The organism is Diaphorobacter sp. HDW4B, assembly GCF_011305535.1.
Lineage (GTDB): Bacteria > Pseudomonadota > Gammaproteobacteria > Burkholderiales > Burkholderiaceae_C > Diaphorobacter_A.
The window spans coordinates 866,828-893,081 of record NZ_CP049905.1; the positions used below are offsets into that span (position 1 = coordinate 866,828).

Below are 26,254 nucleotides of genomic sequence, written 5' to 3' on the forward strand. Positions count from 1 at the left end.
TTTCAAAATCATCAGTCCAGCGCCAGAAAGGCAGGGTCGAACCACTCGCCCACGCCCTGCGCCATGCGCTCGAACACGGCATCCAGCGTGGTCGCGCGCGTGCCGAACAAGGCCTGCAGCACATGGGCATCTTCAAACATGCCATGCAGATACAGACCCAGCACATTGCCTGCACCGTTCTGCCACGCCACATTGGGAATCACCTCCTGCACCACATCGCCCGCAGCCGCCATCGCCGGATGCTGCGCAGTCTGGCCGTGGTGGATTTCATAGCCGCGCACGGTCACACCGGACAACGCCTTCCAGCCGCCATGCAATTCACCGAACTGCGTGCTGGTCAGTTGCACCGTCTTGTTCTCTTCAAAGCTGGTGACCAACGGCAGCAACCCAAGGCCCGGCGCATTGCCATCCACACCCACGGTATCGATCAGCGCCTCGCCCAGCATCTGCAAGCCACCACATACGCCCAGCACCATGCCGCCCTTGGCCGCATGCGCCGCAATGGCCGCATCGAGTCCCTGTGAACGCAGCCATGCGAGATCGGCAGCCGTGGACTTGGAGCCAGGCAGAATGATCCAATCCGCGCCTTCGACATCGGCCGGACTGCGCGCCCAATTCAAACGCACACCCGTCACGTTCTTGAGTGGCTGAAATTCATCCAGATTGCTGATGCGCGGATAAGCGATCACCGCAATGCGCGTGTGCACCGCGCCAGACGATCCTTGCGCGCGGTCGTCGAACACGCCATCTTCCTCCGGCAAGCCGTGATTCCATTGCATCGGAATCGTCGCCACCACCGGAATGCCGGTGCGCTCGAACAGCATCTGCGGCGCAGGCGCCAGCAGCTTGGCATCGCCGCGAAACTTGTTGAGCACAAAGCCTTTGATCAGCGCTTGCTCGTCCTGCGGCAACAGCGCCCACGTGCCGAACAGATGCGCAAACGCGCCACCGCGATCGATGTCGGAGACCAGCAGGCAGCGCGCATCGCCATGCCTGGCGACACGCATGTTCACCACATCGCTGGCATGCAGATTGATCTCGGCGGGCGAGCCTGCGCCTTCGATCACGACCACATCGTTCTCCGCTCGCAGCTCGTCCAGTGCAGCGGCAATCTGCGGCCAGACTTTCTGGCTGCGACCACGCCATGGCAGCGCGGTGAGTTCCTTGCTCACCTGCCCCAGCAAAACCACCTGACTATGCGTATCGGCTTCGGGCTTGAGCAGCAAGGGATTCATGCGCACATCGGGCACGGCGCGAGCGGCCAGCGCCTGAAAATACTGCGCGCTGCCGATCTCGCCAAAGCCGCCATCGGGCGCGGCAACGACGCGCGCGTTGTTGCTCATGTTCTGCGCTTTGAACGGCGCCACCTTCAACCCCTGATTCGCATACCAACGGCACAGCGCCGTGGTGAGCCAGCTCTTGCCAGCCCCGCTCGTCGTACCCAGAACCATGATGCAGCGTGCGCTCATGCGAAGACTCCCTTGTTGTTCCAATGTTCTTTCAACGCAGCCTGCGAGTGCAATGGCAGAACGCCCACACGCACATGCTGCGGCAACCCGAACGACGCGCAATCGCGCAGCTTGATGCCCTGCTTTCGCAATGCGTCCAGCGCCTCGTCCATGCGGCAATCCTGCGGCAGCGCTGCGGTGAAGTAATTCGCCAGACTGCCCGAAACCACCTGCCAACCCAGCGATTCACACAGCGCAATTTGGGCCCTCTTCCAATTGCTCAACGTCGTCAACGATTCAAGCACCCATGCCTGCACTGCTGGCTGAACCCAGCTCTCCAGCATTTCCACACCATGCGAGCCCACGGGCCACGAGGCCGACATCGCGCGCAACAGCGCAAGATGTTCCGGCGACACATGCGCGGGCGCAATCGCATAAGCCGCGCGCACACCCGTCAACGCAAGCGCCTTGTTCGGCGTCCACAACTGCCACGCTGATGGAGGTAAACGCGGCAATGCGCCGTCCAGTATCAACGGCACGTAAGCGCAATCCAGCACGCGAATATCGCACGTTGACTCCACTCCATTTAGCCATTCATCGATGGCCGAATCGCGCGTTCCCAACGGGCTCGCCGGTTCGCAAGCCCAATGCAGAACCGGCACGTTGTCAGCAGCATCCAGCCCTAGGCCCCATACACGCGCAGCACGTGTGTAGTCGCCATAACCATGCTCTGGCACCCGCGCATGGTGGATGCCGATGCGTGTCGCAAACGCGCTGATGCGTTGCATGAATTCACTGGCACTTGCGGCCAGAACAATGCGATCGGCAGCGACGCCATGAAACGAACCAAGCCGCTCGCGAAGCTGCGTGTAGTTCGGGTCGGGATAGTGCGCCGCGTCCACATTTTTCAACGCAGACACCGTGATCTCGCAAGGCCCGCACGCGTTCGCATTGGTCGAAAAATCGTGCTGCGGAACGCCTTGCGAATCCGGTCCGCCATGGATCGACTCGGCAATGGTCTGCAACGTCATCATGCGCGCACCACCACCATCGAAACCAGACTCAGCACCGCAACCGCCACCACGCAACCCACTGCACGCGATGCAATGGCCGCCGCACGTGCGATGTCGCCCTGCTCCGCCTGACGACCTTCGGGATTGAGCACATAGACATCGGGCTTGGACAAACGCACATCGAGCGCCAGCGCCATCGCTGCCATCGGCCAGCCGCTGTTGGGCGAAGGCGTGACGCGCGCATTGCGAACCAGCGCACTCCAGCGCTCGCACCCCGTCACCAGCCACAGAGCGGCAGCGGTGATGCGCGCCGGAATCCACGACAGCACATCGTCCGCGCGCGCGGCCCACTTGCCCGCCCATTGCCAGTAGCGCCCACCGCGCATTCCTGGGTAGCCCCACATCGCATCGGCCGTGTTGGCAAAGCGGTAGAGCACGGCACCAGGAAGCCCCGCCACCACCAGCCAGAAGATGGGCGCGACGACGGAGTCATTCAGATTTTCGGCCAGCGATTCGATGGCGCTTTCACGCACCTGCACATCGCTGAGCACATGCACATCGCGGCTGACCAATCGGCCCAGTTGTGTTTGTCCATCGGCCAATGATCGGCTCAGCGCATCCTCCACAGCCGTCACTTCGGAACTGAGCATCCGCCACGCCAGCATCGGCTTGATCAGCAAGCCCAGCAGCACGCAAGCCACCCACCACGGCGCGTAGCAAAGAATGGCCGCTTGCAGCAAAACGGCCACTGTCAAACAGATCAACGCAATCACGCACCAGCACAGGGCAGCACGCCAGAAGCTGACCATGTCGCGCTCCGTGGGCTCGGTCGGTGCCGTGGCATCGCCCGCGCGTTGCAAGGCGCGCCCCATCCACACCACAGGATGCCAACACGCAACGGGCTCACCCCACCAACGATCGACCGCCAAAGCGATCAGCAATGCCAACGCGAAAATGCCGCCTGTCTGCAAGATGCCGCCCGCCCCGTCAATCTTCGATGCCGCGCTGCGCGGGAATGCCCGCCTTGAACGCGTGTTTGATCAGTTTCATCTCGGTGACGGTGTCCGCCACGTCGATGATTTCCTGCGGGCAGCGACGGCCCGTCATGCACACATGCACGTGACGTGGACGCTCGGCCAAAGTGGCCAGCACCTGGTCAAGCGGCAACCAGCCGTAGATCAGCGGGTACGTGATTTCGTCGAGCACCACGAGAAAGTGCTCGCCCGCCATGATGACCTCGCGCGCACGTTCCCAGCCTTCGCGCGCCAGCACGGCGGAATGCTCCAGATCGCGGCTCTTCCAACTGAATCCGTCGCCGAGACCTTCGATCGGAATGCCCAGACTTTCAAACATGCGGTGCTCGCCAAAGCGCGCCGTCGGCACCTTCATGAACTGGAAGATCTTGACCTTCTTGCCGCGACCATGTGCGCGCAATGCGAGACCAAACGCCGCCGTGCTCTTTCCCTTGCCGTCGCCCGTGTTCACGAGCAACAGGCCGCGTCGTTCGCCATCGGGCTTTTCGTAGCTTTTGTCCACTGGCGGGTTTTCGATTTCCATCTTGCTTGTTCCGTTGATTGCGTTGATTGCGTTGAATTGAAGATTCAGACTTCGGCCTTGGCACGCGAGCGCCAGTGCGGCAGCGCGACCCAGACACCGTCGACATGCTGCACGCGGATGCGGTCCTCAAACACCTGCTCCAGCGCAGCATGGGTTGCCGCGTCGTTGCATGCGCCATGGTGCTGCACACGGCCATTCGCCATGATCACCATGTCGTCGGCCTGCAGCGCAATCGACACCTCATGCAGCACGCTGACCACGGTGCTTCCGGCATCGACCAGATCGCGCACGGTGTGCATCCAGTCGGTCTGATGCGGAGGATCGAGATTCGCGAGCGGCTCGTCCATCAGCAGCACTTCGGCCTGCACCGCAAGGGCGCGCGCCAGCAGCACGCGTTGGCGCTCGCCACCCGAAAGCTGCGACAGTGGACGCATGCGCCACGACCATGCCTGCGTGGCACGCAGCGCCTGCTCCACCGCATCGAAATCCGCCTTGCCAGGAGGTGCCAACCACGCCTGGTGCGGCAGACGCCCCAGCATCACCACGTCATGCACTTGCAGCTCTTCCATGGCGACTTCGTTCTGCCCAAGCCATGCCATGCGGCGTGCCCGTTCACGCACGGGAATCCGATGCAATGGCTGGCCCAGCAGCTCCACATCGGCCTGCACTTTCGCGTGCTTGAGCAAGCCCGAAATCGCCTTGAGCATGGTAGATTTGCCTGCGCCGTTCGGACCGACGATGCTGGTCCAGCGACCTGCCGGAATATCCAGATCGATGCCATGAAGAATCTCGACATCGCCTGCGCGCACGGTGACGTTTCTGGCGCGAATGGCCATGGGGGTCGAGGTCATAGTCCACCACCTCCGCCCGCCGTGCGACGGTGCATGAGCCACAGCAGATAGGTGCCGCCCAGCGCGGCCGTGAGCACGCCCACCGGCAATTCCTGAGGCGCAATCAACCAGCGCGCAAGCACGTCCGCAGCCAACAAAAGTACCGCGCCCATCACGCTGGAAAGCACCACATGCCATGGATGCGTGACACGCACCATCGAGCGCACCAGATGCGGCGCGGCCAAGCCAACAAAGGCGATCAGGCCGGTGTGCGCCACGGCGGTTCCCGTCGCCAAAGCCATCGCGGCAATCAGCCCCGCGCGCATCGGGCCCAGCGGCAAACCGAGACTTGCGGCGGTCGCCTCACCCAAGGTCAAACCATCCAGCGCACGCGCCAGCGCCCATGCCGTGACGGCGCACAGCAACCAGCTCGCCATCATCAAGCCCACAGCGGACCAGCCCACAAACGCGGTCGTTCCCAACGTGAACGCCTGCATGGCCTGCAGGATTTCCGGCGAACTCAATTCAACCAGATCGCGCGCGGCACCCAGCACCACGCCGACGATCACACCGGCCAGCAACAGGCGCAAAGTATGTTGTGCGCCACGCGCCAAAATCAAGGTGAGCATGACCGCACCAGCCGCGCCCACAAAGGCCACGCCGGTGATGCCCATGCGCGCCAGCAGGCTGGCCGACGCAGGCGCTACGCCCAACCATGCCATTGCCATGGCACCGCCCAACGTCGCGCCCGCGGCGCTGCCAAGCAGATAGGGATCGGCCAACGGATTGCGAAACAGCCCCTGTGCAATCGCGCCCGCCAGCCCCAGCAAGCCGCCTGCAAGCCAGGCACCGACCGTGCGCGGCAAGCGGATTTCGGTGACGATCTGGCGGGCGACGGGATCATCGGAGAGATGCAGCAGACTCTCGAAACCCGTGCTGCCCACGGCCGCGCCGACCGCAACCAGCAACAGGCTGATGAGCACCAGCGCCAACATCAGCCATGCTGCTCGATGGCGATTGGTGGAGAGTGCAGTCATGCTCGAATTCATGGTGCCTTGTCTGCCAGGCAACGGGCCATGAGGCGCGCGGCTTCGGCCATGCGCGGACCGGGACGCACCAGCACATCGGACTCGGCGGCATCAAACGTGCAGACGCGCTTTTCGCGCACTGCCTTCATCGCGCTCCAGCCCGGATAAGTCGTGGCTTCCTGCATGCTGCGATTGCCGATCATGATCACATCGGGATTCGCGCGCACGATGAATTCGGGATTGAGCCGCGGGAAGGGCCCGAGCGACGCCGGAATCACATTGCGTGCACCCAGTCGCGTGAGGATTTCGCCCATAAAGGACTTTTCACCGGCCGCGTAAGGTCCGCGACTCACTTCAAAATAGACACGAGCCCCTTTGACGTTGGCAGGCAGCGATTGTCTGGCCGCTTCCACTGCCGCATCGATCTCGCGCCAGGTGCGCTTGGCCCCCTGCTCCGGCGGAACATGGAGAATCGCACCCAGCGTGTTGAGCACACGCTCGGCATCCACCAGACGGCGCGGCTCCATCGCCACCACGGTGAAGCCCAGTGCTTCCAGACGGTCACGTCCACGACCGCTGGTGGACATCAGAATCAAATCCGGCTTGAGTGCAACGACGGACTCTATGTTGGGATCGACACCACCGCCGAGTTTCGGCAATTTGTTGACCGCTTCAGGCCAGTTGGAATAACGGTCCGTTCCGACCAGTCGATGACACTGCTGCAACGCGCAGACGCTCTCCGTCAGCGACGGCAGCAAACTCACGATACGCTGCGGCGCAGCCTTGAATTCAAAGGTTTTTCCGCGATCATCGGTGATCTGGACGGCGTGTGCCGATGTCGCCAAGCACGCGGCAGCAGCCAGTGCAAACAGGGCACGCTGGATTTGAAATGGGGCTTTGCGACGGCCGCTGGATTCACCACTCATCACTCACTCATCTTTCAAACTCAACGGCAGGCCCGCCACCATCAAGGTCACGCGGAAACACGCACCGGCAACCTGCTGATTCAGCACACCCAATGCATCCACAAAAGCGCGCACCTCGCGCCCCATGGGAATCACGCCCAAACCAATCTCGTTACCCACCAGGATGACGGGTCCGGGCGCTTCTCGCAAAGCACGCAAAAATGTAGCCGATTGGGTCGCCCACTCCTGTTTATCCGCGTCCGTGGATTCGACCGGCATGAGCCAGTTGGTGAGCCAGAGCGTCAGGCAATCGACGACCAGCAAGGTCTCGTGGGTCGAAGTGGCTGCGATCAACTCACCCACCGCGCGCGGCTCCTCCAGCGTGGCCAATCCCGGCACGCGCTCGGCGCGGTCACGCTGATGGCGAGCGATGCGCGCACGCATCTCGTCGTCCCACGCCTGCCCCGTGGCGATGAGGCTGGCGCGGTGCGACGGATCTTCGGCAAGCCACTGCCGCGCGAGCAATTCGGCTCGGCGTGACTTGCCGCTTTTCTGGCCGCCCAGAATCAGCTCGCTGCGTGCGATGGAGAAGTGCTCGATGGCTGCTGTCGACATGCGGATCCTGTGCGGCTTACTGCTTTGCTTGCGGCTTTACTGCGGAGCCCACTTCAGGCCGACGTAGAGCGTGCGCCCCGGCGTGGCGTAGTTGCGCGCCAGTTGGTAGTCCTTGTCGGCCAAATTGTTCACGCGGGCGAGCAGCGTGAAATCGCGACCGATGTTCGTGCTCGTGTACAGATTGAACACCGTGTAGCCGCCCAGCATGTTGCTGCCGGACGAACTGTCGTAGCGACGCGATGCGGCGTTCATTTCTGCGCCGACCGTCCAACCTGCGATGTCGGTATCCGCGCTCAGCTTGGCGTAGCGCTTGGAGCGGCGAGCAAGCTGGCGACCTGTGTCCAGGTCATGCGGATTCTGGAAATCAACGGAGCCATTGAGCGACACCGGGCCGAGCTTGTGCGCGGCACTCAATGTCACGCCTTCGTATTCGGCACGGCCCACGGCCTGGTAGCAGCCCCATGCGGATGGGCAGGTTCCGGCTGCGCCGTAAACGATCAGGTTCTTCACGCGGTTGCGGTAAGCGACGATGCCGGCGCTGCTCGAACCGCGCGTCCAGCGTGTGCCGATCTCGAAATTGCGGCCACTTTCGGGCTTGAGCGATGCGTCGCCGTATTCGCTGAAACGCTGGTACAGCGTCGGCGCGCGGAACGAGGTGCCACCCGCAGCGGTCACGCGCCATTCGTTGTTGATGGCGTAACCATACGACAGGCTGCCGGTGCTCTTGCCGCCGAACTCGCTGTCGTCGTCACGGCGCAGATTGGCCTGCAGCGTGTGCGCACCGGAAATCAAACCATAACCCAGCGCCAGCGCGTTCTGCGAGCGGTCGCGCTTGAGGTCGGGCGCAAATTGCGTGGCCGGGTTGTGCAGTTCGTCCTCGCGGCGTTCCAGTGCGGCGGTGAAGCGGTGAATGCCCAGACGGTATTCGTTCCGGAACAGGTAGCTGCGCACCGTCGTTTCGGTCATGTAGAAGTTGGGCTCGGAGCTGTACTTGGCGTCCGACTGGTTCACCTGCAGCAGCGTGCTGTAGTTGGCGTTCCACTTCGCATCCCACGACAGCGCGGCCGTGCGCAACTGGTTGTGGTTGTGGTCGTCGGTCTTCATCGAGTCGTCGTACTGCGAGTTCAGATTGCTCGCGAGGAACGAGGCCTGCAGACGCTGGCCGGGCGCGAAATTCCAGCCGAGGCGCGCATTGCCTGCTGTGCGTTTGTAGCCGTCATCATCCGGATTGGCCGTGGCGATGGGGCGGGCGTTGAAGCCATCACTGCGCTCGTGCGAGACACCCAGCGAATAGTCGAACGCGCCAGCACTGCCGCTCACACCCGCCTCGGCGGTGCGCGTGCCCTGGTTGCCAAAGCCAATGCCCACGTAAGGAGCCGGCTTGCCTTCGCCCTTCTTGGTGAAAAGCTGGATCACACCAGAAACGGCATCCGAGCCATAGACCGCAGCAGCGGGGCCACGCAACACTTCGATGCGGTCGATCTGCGACAGCGGAATCTGCTCCCACTGTGCGCCGCCCACGGACTGAGAATCCACGCGCACGCCGTCGATGTAAACAGCGGTGAAGCGGTTTTCGCCGCCGCGCACGAACACGCCCGCGTTGGCACCCGGCCCGCCATTGCTGGTGATCTGCACCCCCGGCACGCGCGAGAGCACGTCGGCGACGCTCACCGCACCGCTCTTCTGGATGGTGGTGGAATCGATGATGGACACGTCCGCCACCAGATCGGACAGCGGCTGCTCCACGCGCGTGGCGGTCACCACCGTTTCACGCAGTTCGGCGGCCGTGGCGGCCTGTGCCATCAAAGTCTGGGCAAACGAAGGGAAACAGGCGGCAAGCGCCAAAGGCAGGGCCGCAGCACGGGCCAGTACAACAGTTCGGGTTGTCATCGCAAGATAGAAAGAGAATTCACCGCGTCCGACCTCCCCGTCGGCACCATGGCATCACAATCCTGAGACGCAGCGAACGCCCGACACCCCATGCCGGATTCATTCCAAAGCGCACAAGACCACCGTGTTGGCCGGTATCCGGGCTGGCGGTGCACTCCTCGACCGCCTTCCCGCGTGCTTGTTCAAGGCATGCAGTGGCTGTGATGGCGAAGAGGGAATTCCTGAGGGAATTCGTCCGCTGACCGTTGCGGGGGCAGCGCAGGCTGAGGGTTATTCCATGGCGGAGACCCCTCCCTGCTTCCCGTTGAACTGCGGCGTGTGAACCACGTCGCGAGCACCAACGACGTAATTTTACGATTGTTTATGCCGCGGTCCGTACAATAGTCTTTGTATGGCCCCACCATCCTCCTTAGACCAGATCACCGAGCGCGTCGAGCGTCTGTTGGTTCGTTATGCTGAATTGCAACGCACCAATGCGTTGCTGTCCCAGCAGGTACTGACCCTCACGCAAGAGCGCGACTCCCTCAAATCCCGCCTTCAGACGGTTCGTCACCGCATGGATTCGCTGCTGGAGCGGCTGCCCGATATTCCGGATTCGAAAGACGAAGCGTCATGAAGCAGATCGAGGTCAAGATCATGCAGCAGAGCTATCTGCTGAGTTGCCCCGAAGGACAGGAATCCCGCATGCTGAATGCGGTCGAACGTGTCGACGCAGCCATGACGCGCATCCGCGACGCTGGCAAGGTCCGCGCACGCGAGCGCATCGCGGTGCTGGCAGCGCTGAACATGGCTTTCGAAATAGGCGACCACGAAACTGCGGCATTGGCAGCCAAAGAGCAGACCGAAGCCCTGCTGGCAGCCGCTGCGGCAACCCCAGCCCCAGTGACCACGGCGGATCTGACTGAAGACGACGAGGCGCGCGTCAAAAACCTGCTTCAGCGTCTGGACGAAACACTGGGCGACGACGGCCGCCTGCTCTGATCGGGCGGGTTCTGGGACCATGCCCCAGGAACATCCGTAAATTCTCCTCAGCTATTCAAAGGACGTCCTCCAGAGAATTACAATGGAGGCGTCTGCAATGCTGTCGGGCTTTATATTTCCTTGAACCAATGCTCAACGAGCAGGGGCTTGATAAATTACCTGATGAGCGTGATCGTCTCGCGTCAGATGAACCCAACGTCAGGTTGCTCTCGCCCACCTGAACCCCCGGTTCAGGATGACGGCTCGGTGGCGTTTGCAGACACCTTTTTCCAGAAAATGGCTCCTTGATCTTTCGTCAGGAGCCATTTTTGTTTCCGTCAGGGCTGGCACCAGGGCGCTGCCTGCTGGTGCATGACACCCCACCAGAGCGCCGTTCCGCCCAGCCCAATCAGCACCAGCCCGGCCAGCCGCGCGCCCCATGCCTCCCAGCGCGGATCACGAAGGCGATCGCGCAGACTCAGCCAAGCCCAGCGCCCCCCAACCAGCCAGACGGCGCTTGCCAGAGCGAACATCGCCATCGACACGGCACCGGCGACAGGCCCGCCGCTCAATGCCGCCAGCAGCAGCGCAGAGTAAAGCAGCCCACAGGGCATGAGCGCCCATCCGCAGCCCACAGCGAATATCCCGCCGGGGCGCGAAACCACCGGCTGGATGCGCCGCCACATGTTTCTCCCGGCCGACTCCATCCATGCAGGAGTGCTCAGCCGCATCACCATCATCAGGCCCCACCCGATGATGCCGATATGCACGAGACTCCAGATTGGTCGCAAGGCAATGGTGCCCTGACTGAACCACGCGAGTCGCTCCATTGCATAGGCTGCCATGGCCCCCACCAGCGCATATCCGAGAATGCGCCCCAGATGAAACAGCAGTGGACGAACCCAGGAGCGCCGATTCCGCACGAATTTGACGACATGGACGCGCTCACCCCCTGGTCCGGCGGGCTGCAGAAGGGCACCGCAGGGCGCGGCGCACATCACAAGGCAATGCACGCCGCCCAGCAAGCCCATCAGAAAGGCGGCCCACGCAATCGCCCACATGGCGATCAGATGATGCGCGAGAAGCGCTCGCGGTTGCGGTTGCCCTGCAGATAGCGGTCAAACAGCATGGCGACGCCGCGCACGAAATGCCAACCCATGGCGGTCACCTCGATGCTGTCCTCGTGCAAGCACACCAGCCCCTGTTCTTCCATGGCTTCGAGCTGCTCCAATTCCGGCGCGAAGTAGCTCGCGAAATCGATCAACCACGCCTGCTCGATCGACTCGAACAGAATTTCGCCCTGGCACATGAGCGCCATGATCACGGAACGGCGCAGCAAATCATCGCGCGACAACGCCAGACCACGCACGACCGGCAAGCGGCCATGGTTGATGCAGTCATAGTAGTCATCCAGCGTCTTGGCGTTCTGGCTATAGGTTGCGCCCACCTTGCCGATGGCCGACACCCCGAGCCCGATCAGGTCGCAATCCGACTGCGTGCTGTAGCCCTGGAAGTTGCGATGCAGACGACCCTGACGCTTGGCAACGGCCAGTGAATCATCGGGAAGCGCGAAGTGATCCATGCCAATATAGACATATCCCGCATCCTGAAAAACCTCCAGTGAGCGAGCAAGCATCGCCACCTTGGCTGACGGCATCGGCAGATCATCGGAAAGAATGCGCCGCTGAGGCTTGAAGCGCTCAGGCAGATGAGCGTACGCATACAAGGCGATCCGATCCGGACGCAGCTCGCAGACCTGAGCGAGCGTGCGCTCGAAGGACTCCGGCGTCTGGCGCGGCAGGCCGTAGATCAGGTCGACGTTCACCGAGTCGAAGCCGATCTTGCGCGCCTCTTCCATCAGTTGGAATACCTGCTCGGCTGGCTGCTCGCGGTGAACCGCCTTCTGCACTTCAGGGTCAAAATCCTGAACACCGAAACTCAAACGATTGAATCCAAGTTGGTGCAGAAACATCAATCGAGCATTGTTGACAGTTCGCGGATCGATCTCGATGGAGTACTCCCCACCGGGTTCGAGCACGAAACTACGCCGGATCATGGACATCAGATCCTGCAAACCCTCATTGGACAAAAATGTCGGAGTGCCACCGCCGATGTGCAATTGGCTGACATGCTGATTGACACCGCAGTGTTCAGTATGCAAATCGATCTCACGACTCAGATAGCGAAGATACGCTTCCGCCCTCTCAGGATGTTTGGTGATAATCTTGTTGCACGCACAGTAATAGCAAAGAGACTCACAGAATGGAACGTGCACATAGAGGGACAATGGCAACGCTTTGGCATTAGAACCAATGCGCCGCTGTTGCAGAGCGAGGATATAGTCATCTTGACCAAACGCTTCAACGAAGCGATCTGCCGTAGGGTAGGACGTATAGCGGGGCCCGGAAACGTCGAATTGTCGGATGAGTTCGGGAGTAACAACAGGCATAGCGGATTCCATAGGTTCGCCTGTTACTGTGCCGCACCTGTTCAGGAATGTCCTTGATGCAAGTCAATCCACATTTCTTGTGGACTGGGACAATCCTTCCTGCTCTTTTCATAAATGCCAACGGTAGAGGGGCAAGTGGGCTATCCACTTCCATTAACCGATAACTTATATAAGGCGCCATTGCAATGACTCCGCAAACCATCAAAGTCGCATGCTCCAACTGCAACCTGCGAGAACTTTGTATGCCACTCGGCCTGTCCGATGACCAATTGAAACGACTCGACGAAGTCGTCGCGGTCCGTCGCAAGGTCAAGCGTGGCGGCACGCTCTTTCGCAATGGAGAGCCATTCACATCACTGTTCGCCATCCGCACCGGCTTTTTCAAGACCTGCGTGGCCACCGAAGACGGTCGCGATCAGGTCACCGGTTTCCAGATGGCTGGCGAAATCATTGGCCTCGATGGCATCGTGAGCGATCGCCACACCTGTGACGCCGTGGCACTGGAAGACGCCGAAGTCTGCGTCATGCCATTCGACAACATCGAAGAGCTGTCCCGCGAGGTCAAGGCTCTGCAGCACCACGTGCACAAGATCATGAGCCGCGAAATCGTGCGCGAGCATGGTGTGATGCTGCTGCTGGGCAGCATGCGTGCTGAAGAACGTCTGGCCGCCTTCTTGCTGAATCTGGTGCAGCGCCTGCATGCACGCGGCTTCTCGCAGTCGGAGTTGGTGCTTCGCATGACGCGCGAAGAAATCGGCAGCTACCTTGGCCTGAAGCTCGAAACCGTGAGCCGCACCTTCTCCAAATTCGTGGAAGAAGGCATCGTGGAAGTCAAGCAACGCCATGTGCGCATCATCGACGCCACCGCCCTGCGCAACATCGTCAACAGCCAGCAAGCCTGTCATTAATTAAAGGGGGCTCCCCCTGAGGCGCTTTGCGCCTTCTCCCTCCCTCGCTACGCGGGAGGGGGAAACCCCGTCGCTGCGGGCGACCCTTGCTCAGGGTTACTCGCTTGGTCCGCGCTCGTTCAAAGGCCAAGCACCAAGCGAGCGTTGATTCAATCCCCAATGCAGATCCGAACAACGATCTGCATTTTTGCTTCGAACATCAAGTCGAGAATTTGGCGCAGTCCGATGGACGCTCATCGCACGGAACCGGGCAGCGGTTCACTTCGAATGGGGAAAGTGACAGCAAGGTCGTCAATCCACTGGCGGCCATGATGATGCCCCAGAAGGCAAAGAATGCGATGGTGTAGACGCCCTGCCGCGACATGTTCAAGGGTTCGTTGAACCACTCCAGCGCCTGCGGATCCACAAAGGCGAACACCACCATTTCCATCACGCCCGCCATCAGAAAAGCGGGCCATGCGATCCACATGAGTCGTTGGGCTTTCATCGCGTTGTCTCCCTGTGCTTCGGTTTGTTGAAGTTCGGTTCTTGACGCCTTCACTCATGCGAGTTGGCGTCTTCTTGTTTCATGCGTGGGACATTAGCATCGCCCCTTGCGCATGTACATAGCGCAAGCCCTGACACAAAAAATCACTTGTCTACAGGGCGCATGGCATCGTCCTCGGTTGCTGCGTGATTGCGCCCCTTCACTGCAGGCAGCATGCTTCGGTCGGATTGCTGCTTGCGCAGGGTTTCGTTGATGTTCAGACCGCGCTGGTAGTAGTCGTCCTCCACCACAGGGTCTGGCGTGCGAACGGCCAGCCACAAGGTGACGAACCCTGCGACAACGACAATCGCCGGACCGGAAATCAGCAGCCAGACATGTGCATGACGCCACCAGGGCAGCTCAGGTGCCTGAGCCTGTGCGACGTTGTTCGACATTTCTGCTGCAGTTGTGCTTTGCGTATTCATCATCATTCAACTCCTTGGTGCATGGCGCTGGTAGCTTGGAGCGCTGCGCCATGCATATGGTTGGTTCTTTCTCACTTTGGCTGCGGTCATCAACGCGGCACCAGGAAGACGGACTTTTCATTCACCTTCGCGCCATCTTCTTGCGCGGCGACCTCGAACATGACCTTGTGCGAGCCTGCTTCAGCGCTGCCGTACGGAATCTGAATTCGGACCAGCACCCATTTGGACTCAGCCGGACCCACGGTCAGATCGGGATCGGTATGCACCGTGATTCCATTCAGGCCTGTCGCGCTGATGTGATAGCTGCGCTGGCCTTCCGTGGCATTCATGATCTGCAGGCGATAGACGTTCTCGAGCTTGCCGCCAGCGACAATGCGTGAGAGTGCGGCGCGATCACGCACCACGTCCACCTTGAGCGGTGTTCGGCCGATCAGGCTCACCATCATGGCAATGCACAAGCCCACCAACACGGTGGTGTACAGCATCACTCTGGGACGCAGCACGCGCTTGAGCATCTGCGATTGCGTCAGCTTCTGCACGATGCCGTTCTGCGTGCTCAGTCGAATGAGGCCGCGCGGATACTCCATCTTGTCCATCACGGTATTGCATGCGTCAATGCACAGGCCACAGCCAATGCACTGGTATTGCAGACCATCGCGAATGTCGATGCCGGTCGGGCAGACCTGAACGCACATGCTGCAATCAATGCAATCACCCAGACCCTTGCTCTTGTGATCCACCTTGCGGGTGCGCGGTGCGCGTGGCTCGCCGCGTTCAGCGTCGTAGCCAACGATCAGCGTGTCCTTGTCGAACATCGCGCTTTGAAAACGTGCGTATGGGCACATGTACATGCAGACCTGCTCGCGCATGTAGCCCGCATTGCCGTAGGTCGCAAACGCATAGAAAACGACCCAGAACAGCTGCCACGTGCCGTGCAGCGCCAGCAACTCGGCACCCAGCTCGCGAATCGGCACGAAGTAGCCGACGAAGGTGAAGCCGGTCCACAGCGCGAGCGCAATCCAGATGAACTGCTTGGTCGCCTTCTTCCAGATCTTCTCGAAGGTCCAGCCACCGCGGTCCAGTCGCATGCGCGCGCTGCGATCGCCTTCGACCTTGTGCTCGATCCACATGAAGAGTTCGGTGTAGACCGTCTGCGGGCAAGCAAAGCCGCACCACAGACGCCCCGCCACCGCAGTGAACAGGAACAGCGACAGCGCCGAGATGATCAGCAGCCCCGTGAGATAGATGAAATCCTGCGGGTACAGCACCAGCCCGAACAGGTAGAAGCGGCGCGCGCCCAGATCGAAGAGCACCATCTGGCGCTCGCCCCACTGGAACCACGGCACGAGATAGAAGAACGCCTGCGTCAGAAACACCAGCAACCAGCGCCAGCGTGCAAACACGCCGCTGATCGAGCGGGCATAGATCTTCTTGTGCGCTTCGTAGAGCGACACGCTTTCGACCTGCTCCTCCGGTACCGGGGTTATCGGGATGACCCGTTTTGGAGCGTTGTCACCATCTTCTGACGCCATGATCTCGATCTTCTATCTTCGTGGAATATGTAGTTCTCTTAGCGACCCTTGAAGCGACTACGCCGGCCTCCCCTTTGCAGAGGACAGGCCGGCGCGCTTCTTCATCTTCGTCTAACCCGCTGTCACTGAGCGGCGGCCGACTTGTTCGACAGGCCCCACACGTAGGCGGCCAGCACCTTGATCTGGTCTTCGGTGAGCTTGTCCTTCTGAGCAGGCATTTCGTTCATCTTGCCCTTGTTGATCATCGCGACGATGGCGTCTTCGCCATAGCCGTGCAGCCACACGTCGTCGGTCAGGTTGGGGGCACCCAGTGCCTGATTGCCCTTGCCGTCCATGCCGTGGCAGGCCGCGCAGGCGGTGAACTTGGTCTTGCCAAGAGCCGCCTTGATCGAGTCGTTCGGGCTGCCCGACAGGCTCAGAACATAGTGCGCGAGATTGCGGACATCGTCGGAGCCACCCACTGCAGCAGCCATGGGAGGCATGTTGCCGATGCGGCCATCATGGATCGTCTTGCTGATCTGATCCGGTGCACCGCCGTGCAGCCAGTCGCCGTCGGCCAGGTTCGGGAAGCCCTTGCTGCCATGCGCGTCCGAGCCGTGGCACTGCGCGCAATTGTTCATGAACAGACGGTCGCCGATGGCCATGGCCGACTTGTCGCCAGCCATCTGCTCGATGGACATCGCGCCGAAACGTGCGTACTGAGGCGCCCACTGCTCCGCGGTCTTCTGCACTTCGGCCTCGTACTCGCTTTTTTGCGACCAGTTCAGCTTGCCGGTGAATGTGCCAAGGCCGGGATAGGCGGCCAGATAGCCCAGACCGAACACGATGGTGATGACGAACAGCCACATCCACCAACGTGGCAGCGGGTTGTTCATCTCGGTCAGGTCCTCGTCCCAGACATGGCCGGTGGTGTTGTCGCTGGCCGATACAACCTTCTTCCTTGCGGTGAAGATGAGCAGCAACAAGCAGGCAAGAATGCCGACGACGGTGATGCCTGCCACGTAGATCGACCAGAAATTACTGGTGAAGTCACTCATGGGATTACTCTTTTTCTATGGGAGGATCTCAGTCCTCGATGAAGGGAAGTTGGGCTGCTTCGTCGAACCGGCTCTTGTTGGCACGACGCCAGGCCCAGACCCAGATGCCCACAAAGCAGATCAGCGATGCCACGGTGGCGACGCTGCGCATGGTCGAGATGTCCATGGTTTGCTCCTCTTTCCTTACTTCAATGCACGGCCCATGACCTGCAGGTATGCGACCAGCGCATCCATTTCGGTCTTGCCCTTGAGTTGCTCGGCAGCGCCCTGGATTTCTTCATCCGTGTAGGGCACCCCCACCTTGCGCAGTGCGCTCATGCGAGGCGCTGCGTCCGCTGGATCCACCGCCGTCTTTTCCAGCCATGGGTAGGCAGGCATGTTGGACTCGGGCACCACGTCACGCGGGTTGTTCAGGTGGATGCGATGCCACTCGTCGCTGTACTTGCCGCCCACGCGGTGCAGGTCAGGACCGGTGCGCTTGGAACCCCACTGGAACGGATGGTCGTAGACGAACTCACCCGCCACCGAGTAGTGACCGTAGCGCAGCGTCTCGGCACGGAACGGACGGATCATCTGCGAGTGGCAGTTGTAGCAACCCTCGCGGATGTAGATGTCACGGCCGATCAACTGCACTGCGGTGTAGGGCTTGACGCCATCCACCGCCACCGTGGTGGACTTCTGGAAGAACAGCGGAACGATTTCCGTCAACCCGCCGATGGCGATCACCAGCAGGATCAGAACGATCATCAGGAAGTTGTTGGTCTCGATCTTCTCGTGCGAGAAACCCGACGCTGCCTTGGTTTGACTATCAGACATTCAATATCTCCACTTTCAGGCATGCGCCACGTTGGCTGCGGGAATGACCACATTGACCGAGCGACCGGAGATGGCTGTCATCCAGACGTTCCATGCCATCACCACCATGCCGCCCAGGTACAGCAGACCGCCGAGCAGACGGATGGCGTAGAACGGATAGGTCGCCTTCACGCTTTCCACGAAGGTGTAGGTCAGCGTGCCATCAGGATTCATGGCGCGCCACATCAGACCCTGCATCACACCGGCAATCCACATGGCGGCGATATACAGCACGATGCCGATGGTGGCCATCCAGAAGTGCAGTTCGATGGCCTTGGTCGAGTACATCTTGGCGCCACGGCCGAACAGGCGTGGCACGAGGTAGTAGAGCGAGCCCATGGTGATCAGACCCACCCAGCCCAGAGCGCCGGAGTGCACGTGGCCAATGGTCCAGTCGGTGTAGTGGCTCAGCGCGTTGACGGTCTTGATGGACATCATCGGACCTTCGAAGGTCGACATGCCGTAGAACGACAGCGAGACGATCAGGAAGCGCAGGACGGGGTCGTCGCGCAGCTTGTGCCATGCGCCGGACAGCGTCATCATGCCGTTGATCATGCCGCCCCAGCTGGGAGCCAACAGGATCAGCGAGAACACCATGCCCACCGATTGCGTCCAGTCAGGCAGCGCGGTGTAGTGCAGATGGTGAGGACCCGCCCACATGTAGGTGAAGATCAGCGCCCAGAAGTGGACGATAGACAGGCGATAGCTGTACACCGGACGACCGGCTTGCTTGGGCACGAAGTAGTACATCATGCCAAGGAAGCCTGTGGTCAGGAAGAAGCCCACCGCATTGTGGCCGTACCACCATTGCACCATGGCATCCTGCACGCCAGCGTACGCCGAGTAGCTCTTCATCCAGCCCGCCGGGATGGCCGCGCTGTTGACGATGTGCAGCAATGCCACCGCCAGAATGAAGGCGCCGAAGAACCAGTTGGCCACGTAGATGTGCTTGACCTTGCGCATTCCCACGGTTCCGAAGAACACGATGGCATAGGCCACCCACACCAGCGCGATCAGGATGTCGATGGGCCACTCCAGCTCGGCATATTCCTTGCCGGATGTGTAGCCCAGCGGCAGCGAGATGGCTGCGGCAAGGATCACCAGTTGCCAGCCCCAGAACGTGAACGCCGCAAGCGGCGCGCAGAACAGACGGGTTTGGCATGTACGTTGAACAACGTAGTAGCTTGTGGCAAACAAGCCGCAACCACCGAACGCGAAAATCACCGCGTTGGTGTGCAAAGGCCGTAGACGACCATAGCTCAGCCACGGAATGCCGAAGTTGAGTTCTGGCCAGGTCAGCTGGGCGGCGATGATCACGCCAACCAACATCCCCACCACCCCCCACACGACGGCCATGATAGAAAACTGCCGCACAACAGTGTCGTTGTAGTGCGATACACCTGCTTTTTGCGATTCCATCGAGTACCTCTTATATAGCGGTATCAGTTTGAAACATCACCCACTTTTGGGCGTTGACTCATATCAACCGTCTTTCAAAATTCGTTCAGCTTCTTGATCTACATTCTCGAATTGGCCGCGATATACAGCCCACCAAAGTCCGCCGAGAACAATCAGCACGAGCGCCACGGAAAGTGGAATGAGCAAATACAGGATGTCCATCAGATCGACTCCGTTGCGAGTGCGGCCACCGGCGTGGATGGCCTGTTGAATGAAGGAATGGAAGTGGTTTGCCGAATGGCGACCAAACCCGGTGCGCGAGCCAGTCGCGCCGCATTGAGGACCACCAGCAAAGAGCTGGCCGCCATGCCCAGACCCGCCAACCAGGCCGGCATGTATCCGGCAATCGCCAGCGGCACACAGACCGCGTTGTAGACGGCGGACCACAGCAGGTTCTGACGCACGACGCGCATGGTTCTGCGGGCCAGCAAAAGCGTCTGCCAGACCAGTTCCAACTGATCGCCCATGACGACAAAATCGGATCGCGATTGCGCAAGCGGCACCGAGCGACCAAAGGCAAACGACACATGCGCACCCGCAAGCACAGGGCCGTCGTTCAGGCCGTCACCCACCATCGCAACATGCTTGCCCGCTGCCTGCAATTCGCGCAGCCGAACCAGCTTGTCCTGCGGCGTGCAATCGCCATGTGCGTCGGCAATGCCTGTCTGCTCCGCCACGCGCTTGACCACGGCCGTGTTGTCGCCCGAAAGCAGTTCGACGCGAATGCCTTCTCGCTGGAAGGCTTCGATGACGGCCGTGGATTCGGCACGCATGTCTTCGCACAACTCGAAACGGAGGGCGACCCGCTGAACACCCTGCACTTCCAGCGACAGGACGACTTCCTGAGCCCCATCGTCGCGTGCAGAGACAGCGGAGAACTTGGCAGAGCCCAGCTTTGCGGTCAGCAACTGATTTGGAAAGGAGGGATGCCGCGCGGTCGCCACAACGCCGGAACCGGAGACTTCCTGAACGAAATCCAGTGCCCACTTGTCGATATCGGCGGCAGCCACTCGCTCGCACCCGAAGTCCGACACCGCACGCGACACCGGATGCAGCGATTGGCGAGCCAGCGCAACGGCCAACGCGAGCGCCTGTTGCCGCGCGATGCCAGCGTCCGGAAACTCCTGCACGTCGAGCACCGACAGCCCATCGCGCGTCAACGTGCCCGTCTTATCGAACACGATGGCATCCACGGCGGCAAGAGATTCCAGCCCCTGCAGATTGCGCACCAGCACGCCATTGCGTGCCAGTGTTCCCGCAGCCGTCAGCATCGAAACCGGCGTGGCCAGCGACAACGCGCAAGGACAGGTGACGATCAACACCGCCACCGCCACCATCGCCGCATGGCTGGGGCTGCTCGGCCACCACCAGACGGCAGCGGCCAATGCCGCCAGCATCACGCCGATCAAAAAGGGGCGAGCGACCTTGTCGGCCAGTTGTGCCAGACGCGGCTTTTGCAGCGATGCACTCTCCATCAACGCGACGACCTGCGCGAACCGCGTGCCATCGCCGATCTGCTCCACGCGCATCTCGATCGTTGCGCGCAGGTTGTAGCTGCCCGCAGAAACCGCCGATCCAAGCGGCTTGTTCACCGGGCGCGATTCACCCGTCAGCAGCGCCTCATCGGCTTGCGTCTGGCCGCTGATGATGGTGCCGTCCGCAGGAAACGCCTCGCCCGGCAACACACGGACAATGTCGCCCACATGCAGACGGCGCGTGGTCACGCGCACAAACTCGCCGGTGGTTGCGTCTTTGCGCTCCACGCTGTCCGGCAGTCGATTGGCAACCGCTTCAAGCGCGCCCGCCGTGCGATCACGCAGACGCAATTCCAGCAGGCGTCCGGACAGCAAAAAGAACACAAACATGGTGAGCGAGTCGTAATAGACCTCGGCACCGAAGGGCCCACTCGGGTCGAAGGTGCCCAGCGTGCTCACCACAAACGTGATCAGCATGCCCAGCGCCACCGGCATATCCATGCTCACGCGTCGCTCGCGGATGTCGCGCAGCGCACTGGAAAAAAATGGTCCGCATGCAAAGAACATGACCGGCACGCTGATCACCCACGAGGCCCAGCGCAGCAGCGTTTCCATCTCCAGCGACAGATCACCCGGCGTCGCCTGATACGCGGGCCACGCATACATCATCACCTGCATCATGCAAAAGCCCGCCACCAGCCAGCGCCAGAGTGCGCGGCGGCTTTCACGCAGACGCTGCTCGCGCATCAACGCGTCCATGGCAGGCAGGCTGCGGTAACCGGCCTTGCGCACCGACGCCATCCATTGCGAAGGCAGAACACGGGCGGGATTCCACACCACGCGCGCGCGGTGCGTGGCGGCGCTCACATCGGCTTCGAGCACGCCCGGCACCTGCTTGAGCGCGTCTTCAATGGACAACGCACAGGCCGCGCAGTGCATGCCATCAAGCACCACGAACGACTCCCACGTCCCTGTCGATGGCAGCTCGCGCCCGAAGGCGCTCCACTCCTCGGGATCGTCCAGCAAGGTGGTGCGCTCATCCGCTTCGGCAGGCTCGGTGATTGGAGCCTGCAAAGACGAAAAATCTCGCACTATCGCCTGCTTATTGGAGTTGCTGATTGACATAGGACGAAAGATAAATCGCAAGCCTCTTTCGCAATTTGACTTGCATCAAGAGCCGCGACCCTGCTCCCACCTATGCTTCAGTTAACAAGCCGTTGCAAGCAACAGCGCTCACTGATTTATCAATGGTCCTGCGACTGATTGGCCGCGGATACTCACTAGGAGGTTCTCTATGTACAAGCGCATCCTGATAGCCACTGACGGCTCCCCTCTGTCCGACAAGGCGGTCGAATCCGGCCTTGGCCTGGCAGCGCTGAGTGGCGCTTCCATCGTTGCACTCAAGGTGGTGCCACGCTATCCACGCAGCTACTTCGAAGGCAGCGCGCCCTTGAACCGCGATGAGGTCAAGCAGGTCGAGCAGCGCTGGACCGACGCGGCTCTGGCCGAACTGGGCGAAATCAAGAAGATGGGCGCGGAGCAAGGCACCTCGGTCAAGTCCGTCGTCGCCAAGTCCGAACTGATCGCCGAAAGCATCATCTCGGCTGCGACCAAGAACAACTGCGACCTGATCGTCATGGCCTCCCACGGTCGCAAGGGCATCAAGCGCGTGCTGCTGGGCAGCGAAACCCAGCACGTGCTGACGCATTCGCACATTCCGGTGCTGGTTCTGCGCTGATCCGTTTCAGGGCAACCGCTCCAAGGCAGCCTCGCGCTGCCTTTTTCATTTGGGGTACCGTAGAGCACTGAGCTGGTATTGAACTTGCACGTGGACCCCTGAAAATGTGCAAAGCTGGCTCTTTTGACCAAGCCACGTTTGTGCGAAAGTTCACGTCAGATCAAACCACCATCTGGAACGGAAGCCCCATGTACATCCCCGCCCACTTCGCCGAAAATCGGCCCGACCAATTGCAACGCGTCATTCGCGAGCACCCGTTGGGCACGCTGGTCACGCATACGGACGATGGGCTGGATGCCGATCATCTGCCGTTCGAGTTCGACCCCAGTGTGGGCGAGCATGGCCAGCTCATCGCCCATGTCGCGCGCGCCAATCCGGTCTGGCAGCGCTGCCCTACAGGCACACCGGTGATGGTGATCTTTCGCGGAGCCGAGTCCTACATCTCGCCCAACTGGTATCCGAGCAAGCACGAGACGCACCGCCTCGTGCCAACCTGGAACTACGAAGTGGTGCACGCACATGGCGTGCTGACGATTCGCGATGACGAGCGTTTTGTGCGGCGCGTGGTGGCGCTGCTCACGCGCAAGCATGAAGCTGCCGAGCCCAAGCCGTGGAAGATGGGCGACTCATCCCCCGAGTTCATCAACGGCATGCTGCAGAACATCGTCGGCATCGAGATCGCCATCACCTCGCTGGTGGGCAAATCCAAGCTGAGCCAGAACCGCGAGGCGCGCGATCTGGCAGGTGCCGCAGACGCGCTGCAGGCACGCGGAGCAACCGAACTGGCGGAGCTGATGCGCCCCGCCAAGTGATCGGCAGACCGATGGATCAGCGCGCGAACAGGCCCTTGTGCTGTTCGCGCAGCAGATTCTTCTGCACCTTGCCCATGGTGTTGCGCGGCAGCTCGGTGGTGACGAAGCAGCGCTTGGGGATCTTGAAGTTCGCGAGCTGCGACTTCAGTTTGGCGATGATGTCGTCGCCGTCGAGCGTCACGCCCGGCTTGGGGATGATCACCGCCACGCCGACTTCGCCGAAGTCCGGGTGCGGCACGCCGACCAGCGCGCTCTCGGCCACGCCGGGCATGTCGTTGATGTAGCCCTCGATCTCGGCGGGATAGACATTGTAGCCGCCGCTGATGATCAGGTCCTTGCTGCGGCCCACGATGCTCACGTAGTCGCGCTCATCGACCTTGCCCACGTCGCCAGTCTTGAACCAGCCGTCGGCGCTGAACTCTTCCTTGGTCTTCTCGGGCATGCGCCAGTAGCCCTTGAACACGTTCGGGCCCTTGACCTGGATGTTGCCGATCTCGCCCTTGGGCAGTTCCTTGCCCGCGTCGTCCACCACGCGCAGACCCACATCCGGCAACGGAAAGCCCACGGTCGAGCCACGACGCTCGTCCTGGTTGCCGAAACGTGCATCGGCCGCGTAGGGGTTGGACGTCAGCATGATGGTTTCGCTCATGCCGTAGCGCTCCAGAATCGTGAAGCCCGTGCGGTCCTGCCATTCCTTGAAGGTCTCGATGAGCAACGGCGCGGAGCCGGCGATGAACAATCGCATGTGGCTGGCCTGCTGCTTGGTGAGAGCGGGTTCGGCCAGCATGCGCACGTACAGCGTCGGCACGCCCATGAACACGGTCGCGCGCGGCATGGCGGCGATGACGGCCTTGGGATCGAACTTGGCCATCCAGATCATCTTGCTGCCGTTGATCAGCGCGCCATGGATCGCCACGAACAGGCCGTGCACGTGGAAGATCGGCAGCGCGTGGATCAGCACGTCGCCCTGCTTCCAGCCCCAATAATCCTTGAGCATCACCGCGTTCGACAGCAGATTGCCGTGCGTGAGCATCGCGCCCTTGCTGCGGCCCGTCGTGCCGCTGGTGTAGAGAATCGCGGCCAGATCGTCGGCCTGCTTTTCCACGGGCTGATGCTCGTCGCCGAAATGCGTGGAACGCTCCAGCAGCGTGCCGTTGCGGTCTTCGCCCAGTGTGAACACATATTCGCAACCGGCCTTGAAGGCGATCTTGGAAACCCAGCCGAAATTGTTCGGCGTGCACACCACCACGGCGGGCTCGGCATTGCCGACGAAGTATTCGATCTCGGCGCTCTGGTAGGCGGTGTTCAGCGGCAGGAACACATAGCCCGAACGCAGCGTGGCCAGATACAGCAGCACGGCTTCGACCGACTTCTCGACCTGCACCGCCACGCGGCTGCCCTCGGGCAGCTTCAGCGAGTCCAGCATGTTGGCGATGCGCGCGCTCGCGCGGTCGAGGTCGCGCCACGTGTAGTTCAGCGGCTCGCCGCCCGGAGAAGTCGCTTCAATGGCGGTCTCGTCGAGATTCGCAGGAAACGCTGCGCGCAGCGCGGAAAACAGGTTGTTGTTGGACATCTTCAAAAGCTCACTTCCGAAAAAACTCACTCAAATCAGGGCATCTCGCCATTCAGGCCGCATCCACAAAGTCACGCAGTATGCGTTCCCGGTCGCCGTCCAGCGCAGGCGGATTGCGCCGCACCACAGAATCGGCACCCAAGCCGGCCATCAGCGGATTCGAGGCCACCCGCAGCTCGGCACCGCCCGGTGCCTGCACGCTCGCCATCATGCCGCGCGCCGCAATCTGCGGATGCGCCACCGCTTCCGCCACCGAATGATATTCACCTGTGGGCACGCCGTGGTCAGAGAAAATACGGAGCCAGTGCGCGCGCGGCTGCAAAACAAGGCACTCTTCGAGCAAAACCTTGAGCTCGGCCTGGTGCTTGCAGCGCTCGGCATTGGTGGTGAAACGCGGGTCGGCAGCCAAATCAGGCAACTCCAGCAGGCCACACAGCTTCTTGAACAGCACATCGCTGCCCACCGCAATCACGAACCAGCCATCCTGCGCAGCGTAGACATCGAACGGCGCCATCGACGGGTGACGCGAGCCGATCGGCCCCGGCACGCTGCCCGTGGCCGACAGGCGCGCCACCGGATTCTCCAGGAGCGCCATCTGGCAATCGAGCATGGAGACATCCACGCGCTCACCCTGCCCTGTGCGGGCACGACGCAGCAAGGCCGACTGCGTGCCGATCACCGCATACAGCCCCGCGCCGAGATCGCCAATCGACACGCCCACGCGGCACGGGCCGGAATCGGCACTGCCGGTCACGCTCATCATGCCGCTCATGGCCTGCACAACCATGTCGTAGGCGGGCTTTTCGCGGTACGGGCCGGTCTGGCCGAAGCCCGAGATCGACACGAAGATCAACTTCGGAAAGCGCGCATGAAGCTCGTCCCAGCCGTAGCCGAGCTTTTCCATCGTGCCAGGCCGGTAGTTCTCGACCAGCACATCCGCCTTGGCGAGCAGGCTCTCGAAGATCTGCCGATCCGCATCCGCCTTGAGGTGCAGCGCAATCGATTCCTTGTTCCGGTTCACCGACATGAAGTACGCCGATGTGCCGTCCACAAACGGACCGATGGCGCGCGAATCGTCGCCCACCTCGGGCTGCTCGACCTTGATCACCCGCGCCCCCAGATCGCCCAGCGTCTGCGTGCACATGGGTCCGGCCAGCACGCGCGTGAGGTCAACGACGGTAATGCCTTCCAGCGGCAAGCCGATGGCCGTCGCGTTCATC

General features: G+C 61.4%; 27 protein-coding genes and 1 riboswitch. Of the genes, 5 read left to right on the forward strand and 22 right to left on the reverse strand.

Annotated features, from left to right (window positions below):
* Positions 1-11: 11 nt before the first annotated feature.
* From G7048_RS04125 to G7048_RS04165, 9 genes are read right to left on the reverse strand one after another with little or no spacing between them, the layout of a single operon-like run.
* Positions 12-1,469 carry a cobyric acid synthase gene (locus G7048_RS04125; protein ID WP_166066929.1) on the reverse strand — a complete coding sequence of 486 codons (1,458 nt, stop codon included), beginning with the start codon at positions 1,467-1,469 and terminating at the stop codon, positions 12-14.
* Positions 1,466-2,479 (reverse strand): aminotransferase class I/II-fold pyridoxal phosphate-dependent enzyme, encoded by a 1,014-nt coding sequence (locus tag G7048_RS04130; protein ID WP_166070783.1) that lies wholly within the window; start codon positions 2,477-2,479, stop codon positions 1,466-1,468. The genes G7048_RS04125 and G7048_RS04130 overlap by 4 nt, the downstream gene beginning before the upstream one ends.
* Positions 2,479-3,453: an adenosylcobinamide-phosphate synthase CbiB gene (gene cbiB, locus G7048_RS04135; RefSeq protein WP_205750377.1), complete on the reverse strand. Its 975-nt coding sequence runs from the start codon at positions 3,451-3,453 to the stop codon at positions 2,479-2,481. The genes G7048_RS04130 and cbiB overlap by 1 nt, the downstream gene beginning before the upstream one ends.
* A complete protein-coding gene (gene cobO / locus G7048_RS04140; protein ID WP_166066930.1) occupies positions 3,449-4,018 on the reverse strand; it encodes a cob(I)yrinic acid a,c-diamide adenosyltransferase in 570 nt (189 codons plus the stop codon). The genes cbiB and cobO overlap by 5 nt, the downstream gene beginning before the upstream one ends.
* Before the next feature lie 44 nt (positions 4,019-4,062).
* On the reverse strand, positions 4,063-4,869 hold the full coding sequence (locus G7048_RS04145) for an ABC transporter ATP-binding protein (protein WP_166066931.1): 807 nt from the start codon (positions 4,867-4,869) through the stop codon (positions 4,063-4,065).
* Complete coding sequence (locus G7048_RS04150) at positions 4,866-5,885, reverse strand: iron ABC transporter permease (protein WP_240933161.1); 1,020 nt, start codon at positions 5,883-5,885, stop codon at positions 4,866-4,868. Before G7048_RS04150 ends, G7048_RS04145 begins: the two co-directional genes overlap by 4 nt.
* 8 nt (positions 5,886-5,893) lie before the next feature.
* On the reverse strand, positions 5,894-6,802 hold the full coding sequence (locus G7048_RS04155; protein WP_166066933.1) for an ABC transporter substrate-binding protein: 909 nt from the start codon (positions 6,800-6,802) through the stop codon (positions 5,894-5,896).
* 3 nt (positions 6,803-6,805) lie between these two features.
* Entirely contained in the window at positions 6,806-7,396 is a 591-nt protein-coding gene (locus G7048_RS04160; RefSeq protein WP_166066934.1) for a bifunctional adenosylcobinamide kinase/adenosylcobinamide-phosphate guanylyltransferase, read from the reverse strand.
* Positions 7,397-7,432: 36 nt separating this feature from the next.
* Positions 7,433-9,286 (reverse strand): TonB-dependent receptor domain-containing protein, encoded by a 1,854-nt coding sequence (locus G7048_RS04165; RefSeq protein WP_371747619.1) that lies wholly within the window; start codon positions 9,284-9,286, stop codon positions 7,433-7,435.
* Positions 9,287-9,397: 111 nt separating this feature from the next.
* Positions 9,398-9,643: riboswitch (cobalamin riboswitch) on the reverse strand.
* A gap of 34 nt (positions 9,644-9,677) precedes the next feature.
* Here G7048_RS04165 and G7048_RS04170 point away from each other — a divergent pair.
* Complete coding sequence (locus tag G7048_RS04170; RefSeq protein ID WP_166066936.1) at positions 9,678-9,902, forward strand: DUF904 domain-containing protein; 225 nt, start codon at positions 9,678-9,680, stop codon at positions 9,900-9,902.
* Positions 9,899-10,267 (forward strand): cell division protein ZapA, encoded by a 369-nt coding sequence (locus G7048_RS04175; protein WP_166066937.1) that lies wholly within the window; start codon positions 9,899-9,901, stop codon positions 10,265-10,267. Before G7048_RS04170 ends, G7048_RS04175 begins: the two co-directional genes overlap by 4 nt.
* A 317-nt stretch (positions 10,268-10,584) precedes the next feature.
* Here G7048_RS04175 and G7048_RS04180 read toward each other — a convergent pair whose 3' ends face one another.
* Positions 10,585-11,307: a sulfite exporter TauE/SafE family protein gene (locus G7048_RS04180; protein WP_166066938.1), complete on the reverse strand. Its 723-nt coding sequence runs from the start codon at positions 11,305-11,307 to the stop codon at positions 10,585-10,587.
* A 5-nt stretch (positions 11,308-11,312) separates the two neighbouring features.
* Positions 11,313-12,695, reverse strand: a complete 1,383-nt coding sequence (gene hemN, locus G7048_RS04185) for an oxygen-independent coproporphyrinogen III oxidase (RefSeq protein WP_166070785.1) — start codon at positions 12,693-12,695, stop codon at positions 11,313-11,315.
* Between the two features lie 185 nt (positions 12,696-12,880).
* Here hemN and fnr point away from each other — a divergent pair, with 185 nt between their 5' ends.
* Positions 12,881-13,603: a fumarate/nitrate reduction transcriptional regulator Fnr gene (gene fnr / locus G7048_RS04190; protein ID WP_166066939.1), complete on the forward strand. Its 723-nt coding sequence runs from the start codon at positions 12,881-12,883 to the stop codon at positions 13,601-13,603.
* Between the two features lie 199 nt (positions 13,604-13,802).
* Here the strand turns inward: fnr and G7048_RS04195 are convergent, their stop codons facing one another.
* From G7048_RS04195 to G7048_RS04235, 9 genes are all read right to left on the reverse strand, one after another.
* A complete protein-coding gene (locus tag G7048_RS04195; protein WP_166066940.1) occupies positions 13,803-14,090 on the reverse strand; it encodes a hypothetical protein in 288 nt (95 codons plus the stop codon).
* A 143-nt stretch (positions 14,091-14,233) separates the two neighbouring features.
* The gene (locus G7048_RS04200) at positions 14,234-14,524 is read right to left on the reverse strand and encodes a FixH family protein (RefSeq protein ID WP_166070786.1); all 291 of its coding nucleotides are present in this window, start codon (positions 14,522-14,524) and stop codon (positions 14,234-14,236) included.
* A gap of 119 nt (positions 14,525-14,643) precedes the next feature.
* Positions 14,644-16,086: a cytochrome c oxidase accessory protein CcoG gene (ccoG, locus tag G7048_RS04205; protein WP_166066941.1), complete on the reverse strand. Its 1,443-nt coding sequence runs from the start codon at positions 16,084-16,086 to the stop codon at positions 14,644-14,646.
* A 122-nt stretch (positions 16,087-16,208) separates the two neighbouring features.
* A complete protein-coding gene (gene ccoP, locus G7048_RS04210; RefSeq protein ID WP_166066942.1) occupies positions 16,209-17,123 on the reverse strand; it encodes a cytochrome-c oxidase, cbb3-type subunit III in 915 nt (304 codons plus the stop codon).
* 28 nt (positions 17,124-17,151) lie between these two features.
* The gene (locus G7048_RS04215; protein WP_166066943.1) at positions 17,152-17,289 is read right to left on the reverse strand and encodes a CcoQ/FixQ family Cbb3-type cytochrome c oxidase assembly chaperone; all 138 of its coding nucleotides are present in this window, start codon (positions 17,287-17,289) and stop codon (positions 17,152-17,154) included.
* Between the two features lie 17 nt (positions 17,290-17,306).
* A complete protein-coding gene (gene ccoO, locus G7048_RS04220; RefSeq protein ID WP_166066944.1) occupies positions 17,307-17,939 on the reverse strand; it encodes a cytochrome-c oxidase, cbb3-type subunit II in 633 nt (210 codons plus the stop codon).
* A 15-nt stretch (positions 17,940-17,954) separates the two neighbouring features.
* Complete coding sequence (gene ccoN, locus G7048_RS04225; protein WP_166066945.1) at positions 17,955-19,397, reverse strand: cytochrome-c oxidase, cbb3-type subunit I; 1,443 nt, start codon at positions 19,395-19,397, stop codon at positions 17,955-17,957.
* Between the two features lie 63 nt (positions 19,398-19,460).
* The gene (ccoS, locus tag G7048_RS04230; RefSeq protein WP_166066946.1) at positions 19,461-19,598 is read right to left on the reverse strand and encodes a cbb3-type cytochrome oxidase assembly protein CcoS; all 138 of its coding nucleotides are present in this window, start codon (positions 19,596-19,598) and stop codon (positions 19,461-19,463) included.
* Positions 19,598-21,985: a heavy metal translocating P-type ATPase gene (locus tag G7048_RS04235; RefSeq protein ID WP_371747620.1), complete on the reverse strand. Its 2,388-nt coding sequence runs from the start codon at positions 21,983-21,985 to the stop codon at positions 19,598-19,600. The genes ccoS and G7048_RS04235 overlap by 1 nt, the downstream gene beginning before the upstream one ends.
* A gap of 220 nt (positions 21,986-22,205) precedes the next feature.
* On the opposite strand from G7048_RS04235, the gene G7048_RS04240 reads away from it, so the two are divergent.
* Both G7048_RS04240 and G7048_RS04245 read left to right on the forward strand, forming a co-directional pair.
* Positions 22,206-22,649: a universal stress protein gene (locus tag G7048_RS04240; RefSeq protein WP_166066948.1), complete on the forward strand. Its 444-nt coding sequence runs from the start codon at positions 22,206-22,208 to the stop codon at positions 22,647-22,649.
* A gap of 188 nt (positions 22,650-22,837) precedes the next feature.
* Positions 22,838-23,461, forward strand: coding sequence for an FMN-binding negative transcriptional regulator (locus G7048_RS04245; RefSeq protein WP_166066949.1), 624 nt, complete (start codon positions 22,838-22,840; stop codon positions 23,459-23,461).
* Between the two features lie 16 nt (positions 23,462-23,477).
* Here the strand turns inward: G7048_RS04245 and G7048_RS04250 are convergent, their stop codons facing one another.
* The gene (locus tag G7048_RS04250; RefSeq protein WP_166066950.1) at positions 23,478-25,034 is read right to left on the reverse strand and encodes a malonyl-CoA synthase; all 1,557 of its coding nucleotides are present in this window, start codon (positions 25,032-25,034) and stop codon (positions 23,478-23,480) included.
* A 52-nt stretch (positions 25,035-25,086) separates the two neighbouring features.
* Positions 25,087-26,253 (reverse strand): CaiB/BaiF CoA-transferase family protein, encoded by a 1,167-nt coding sequence (locus G7048_RS04255; protein WP_166070787.1) that lies wholly within the window; start codon positions 26,251-26,253, stop codon positions 25,087-25,089.
* Position 26,254 lies beyond the last annotated feature (1 nt).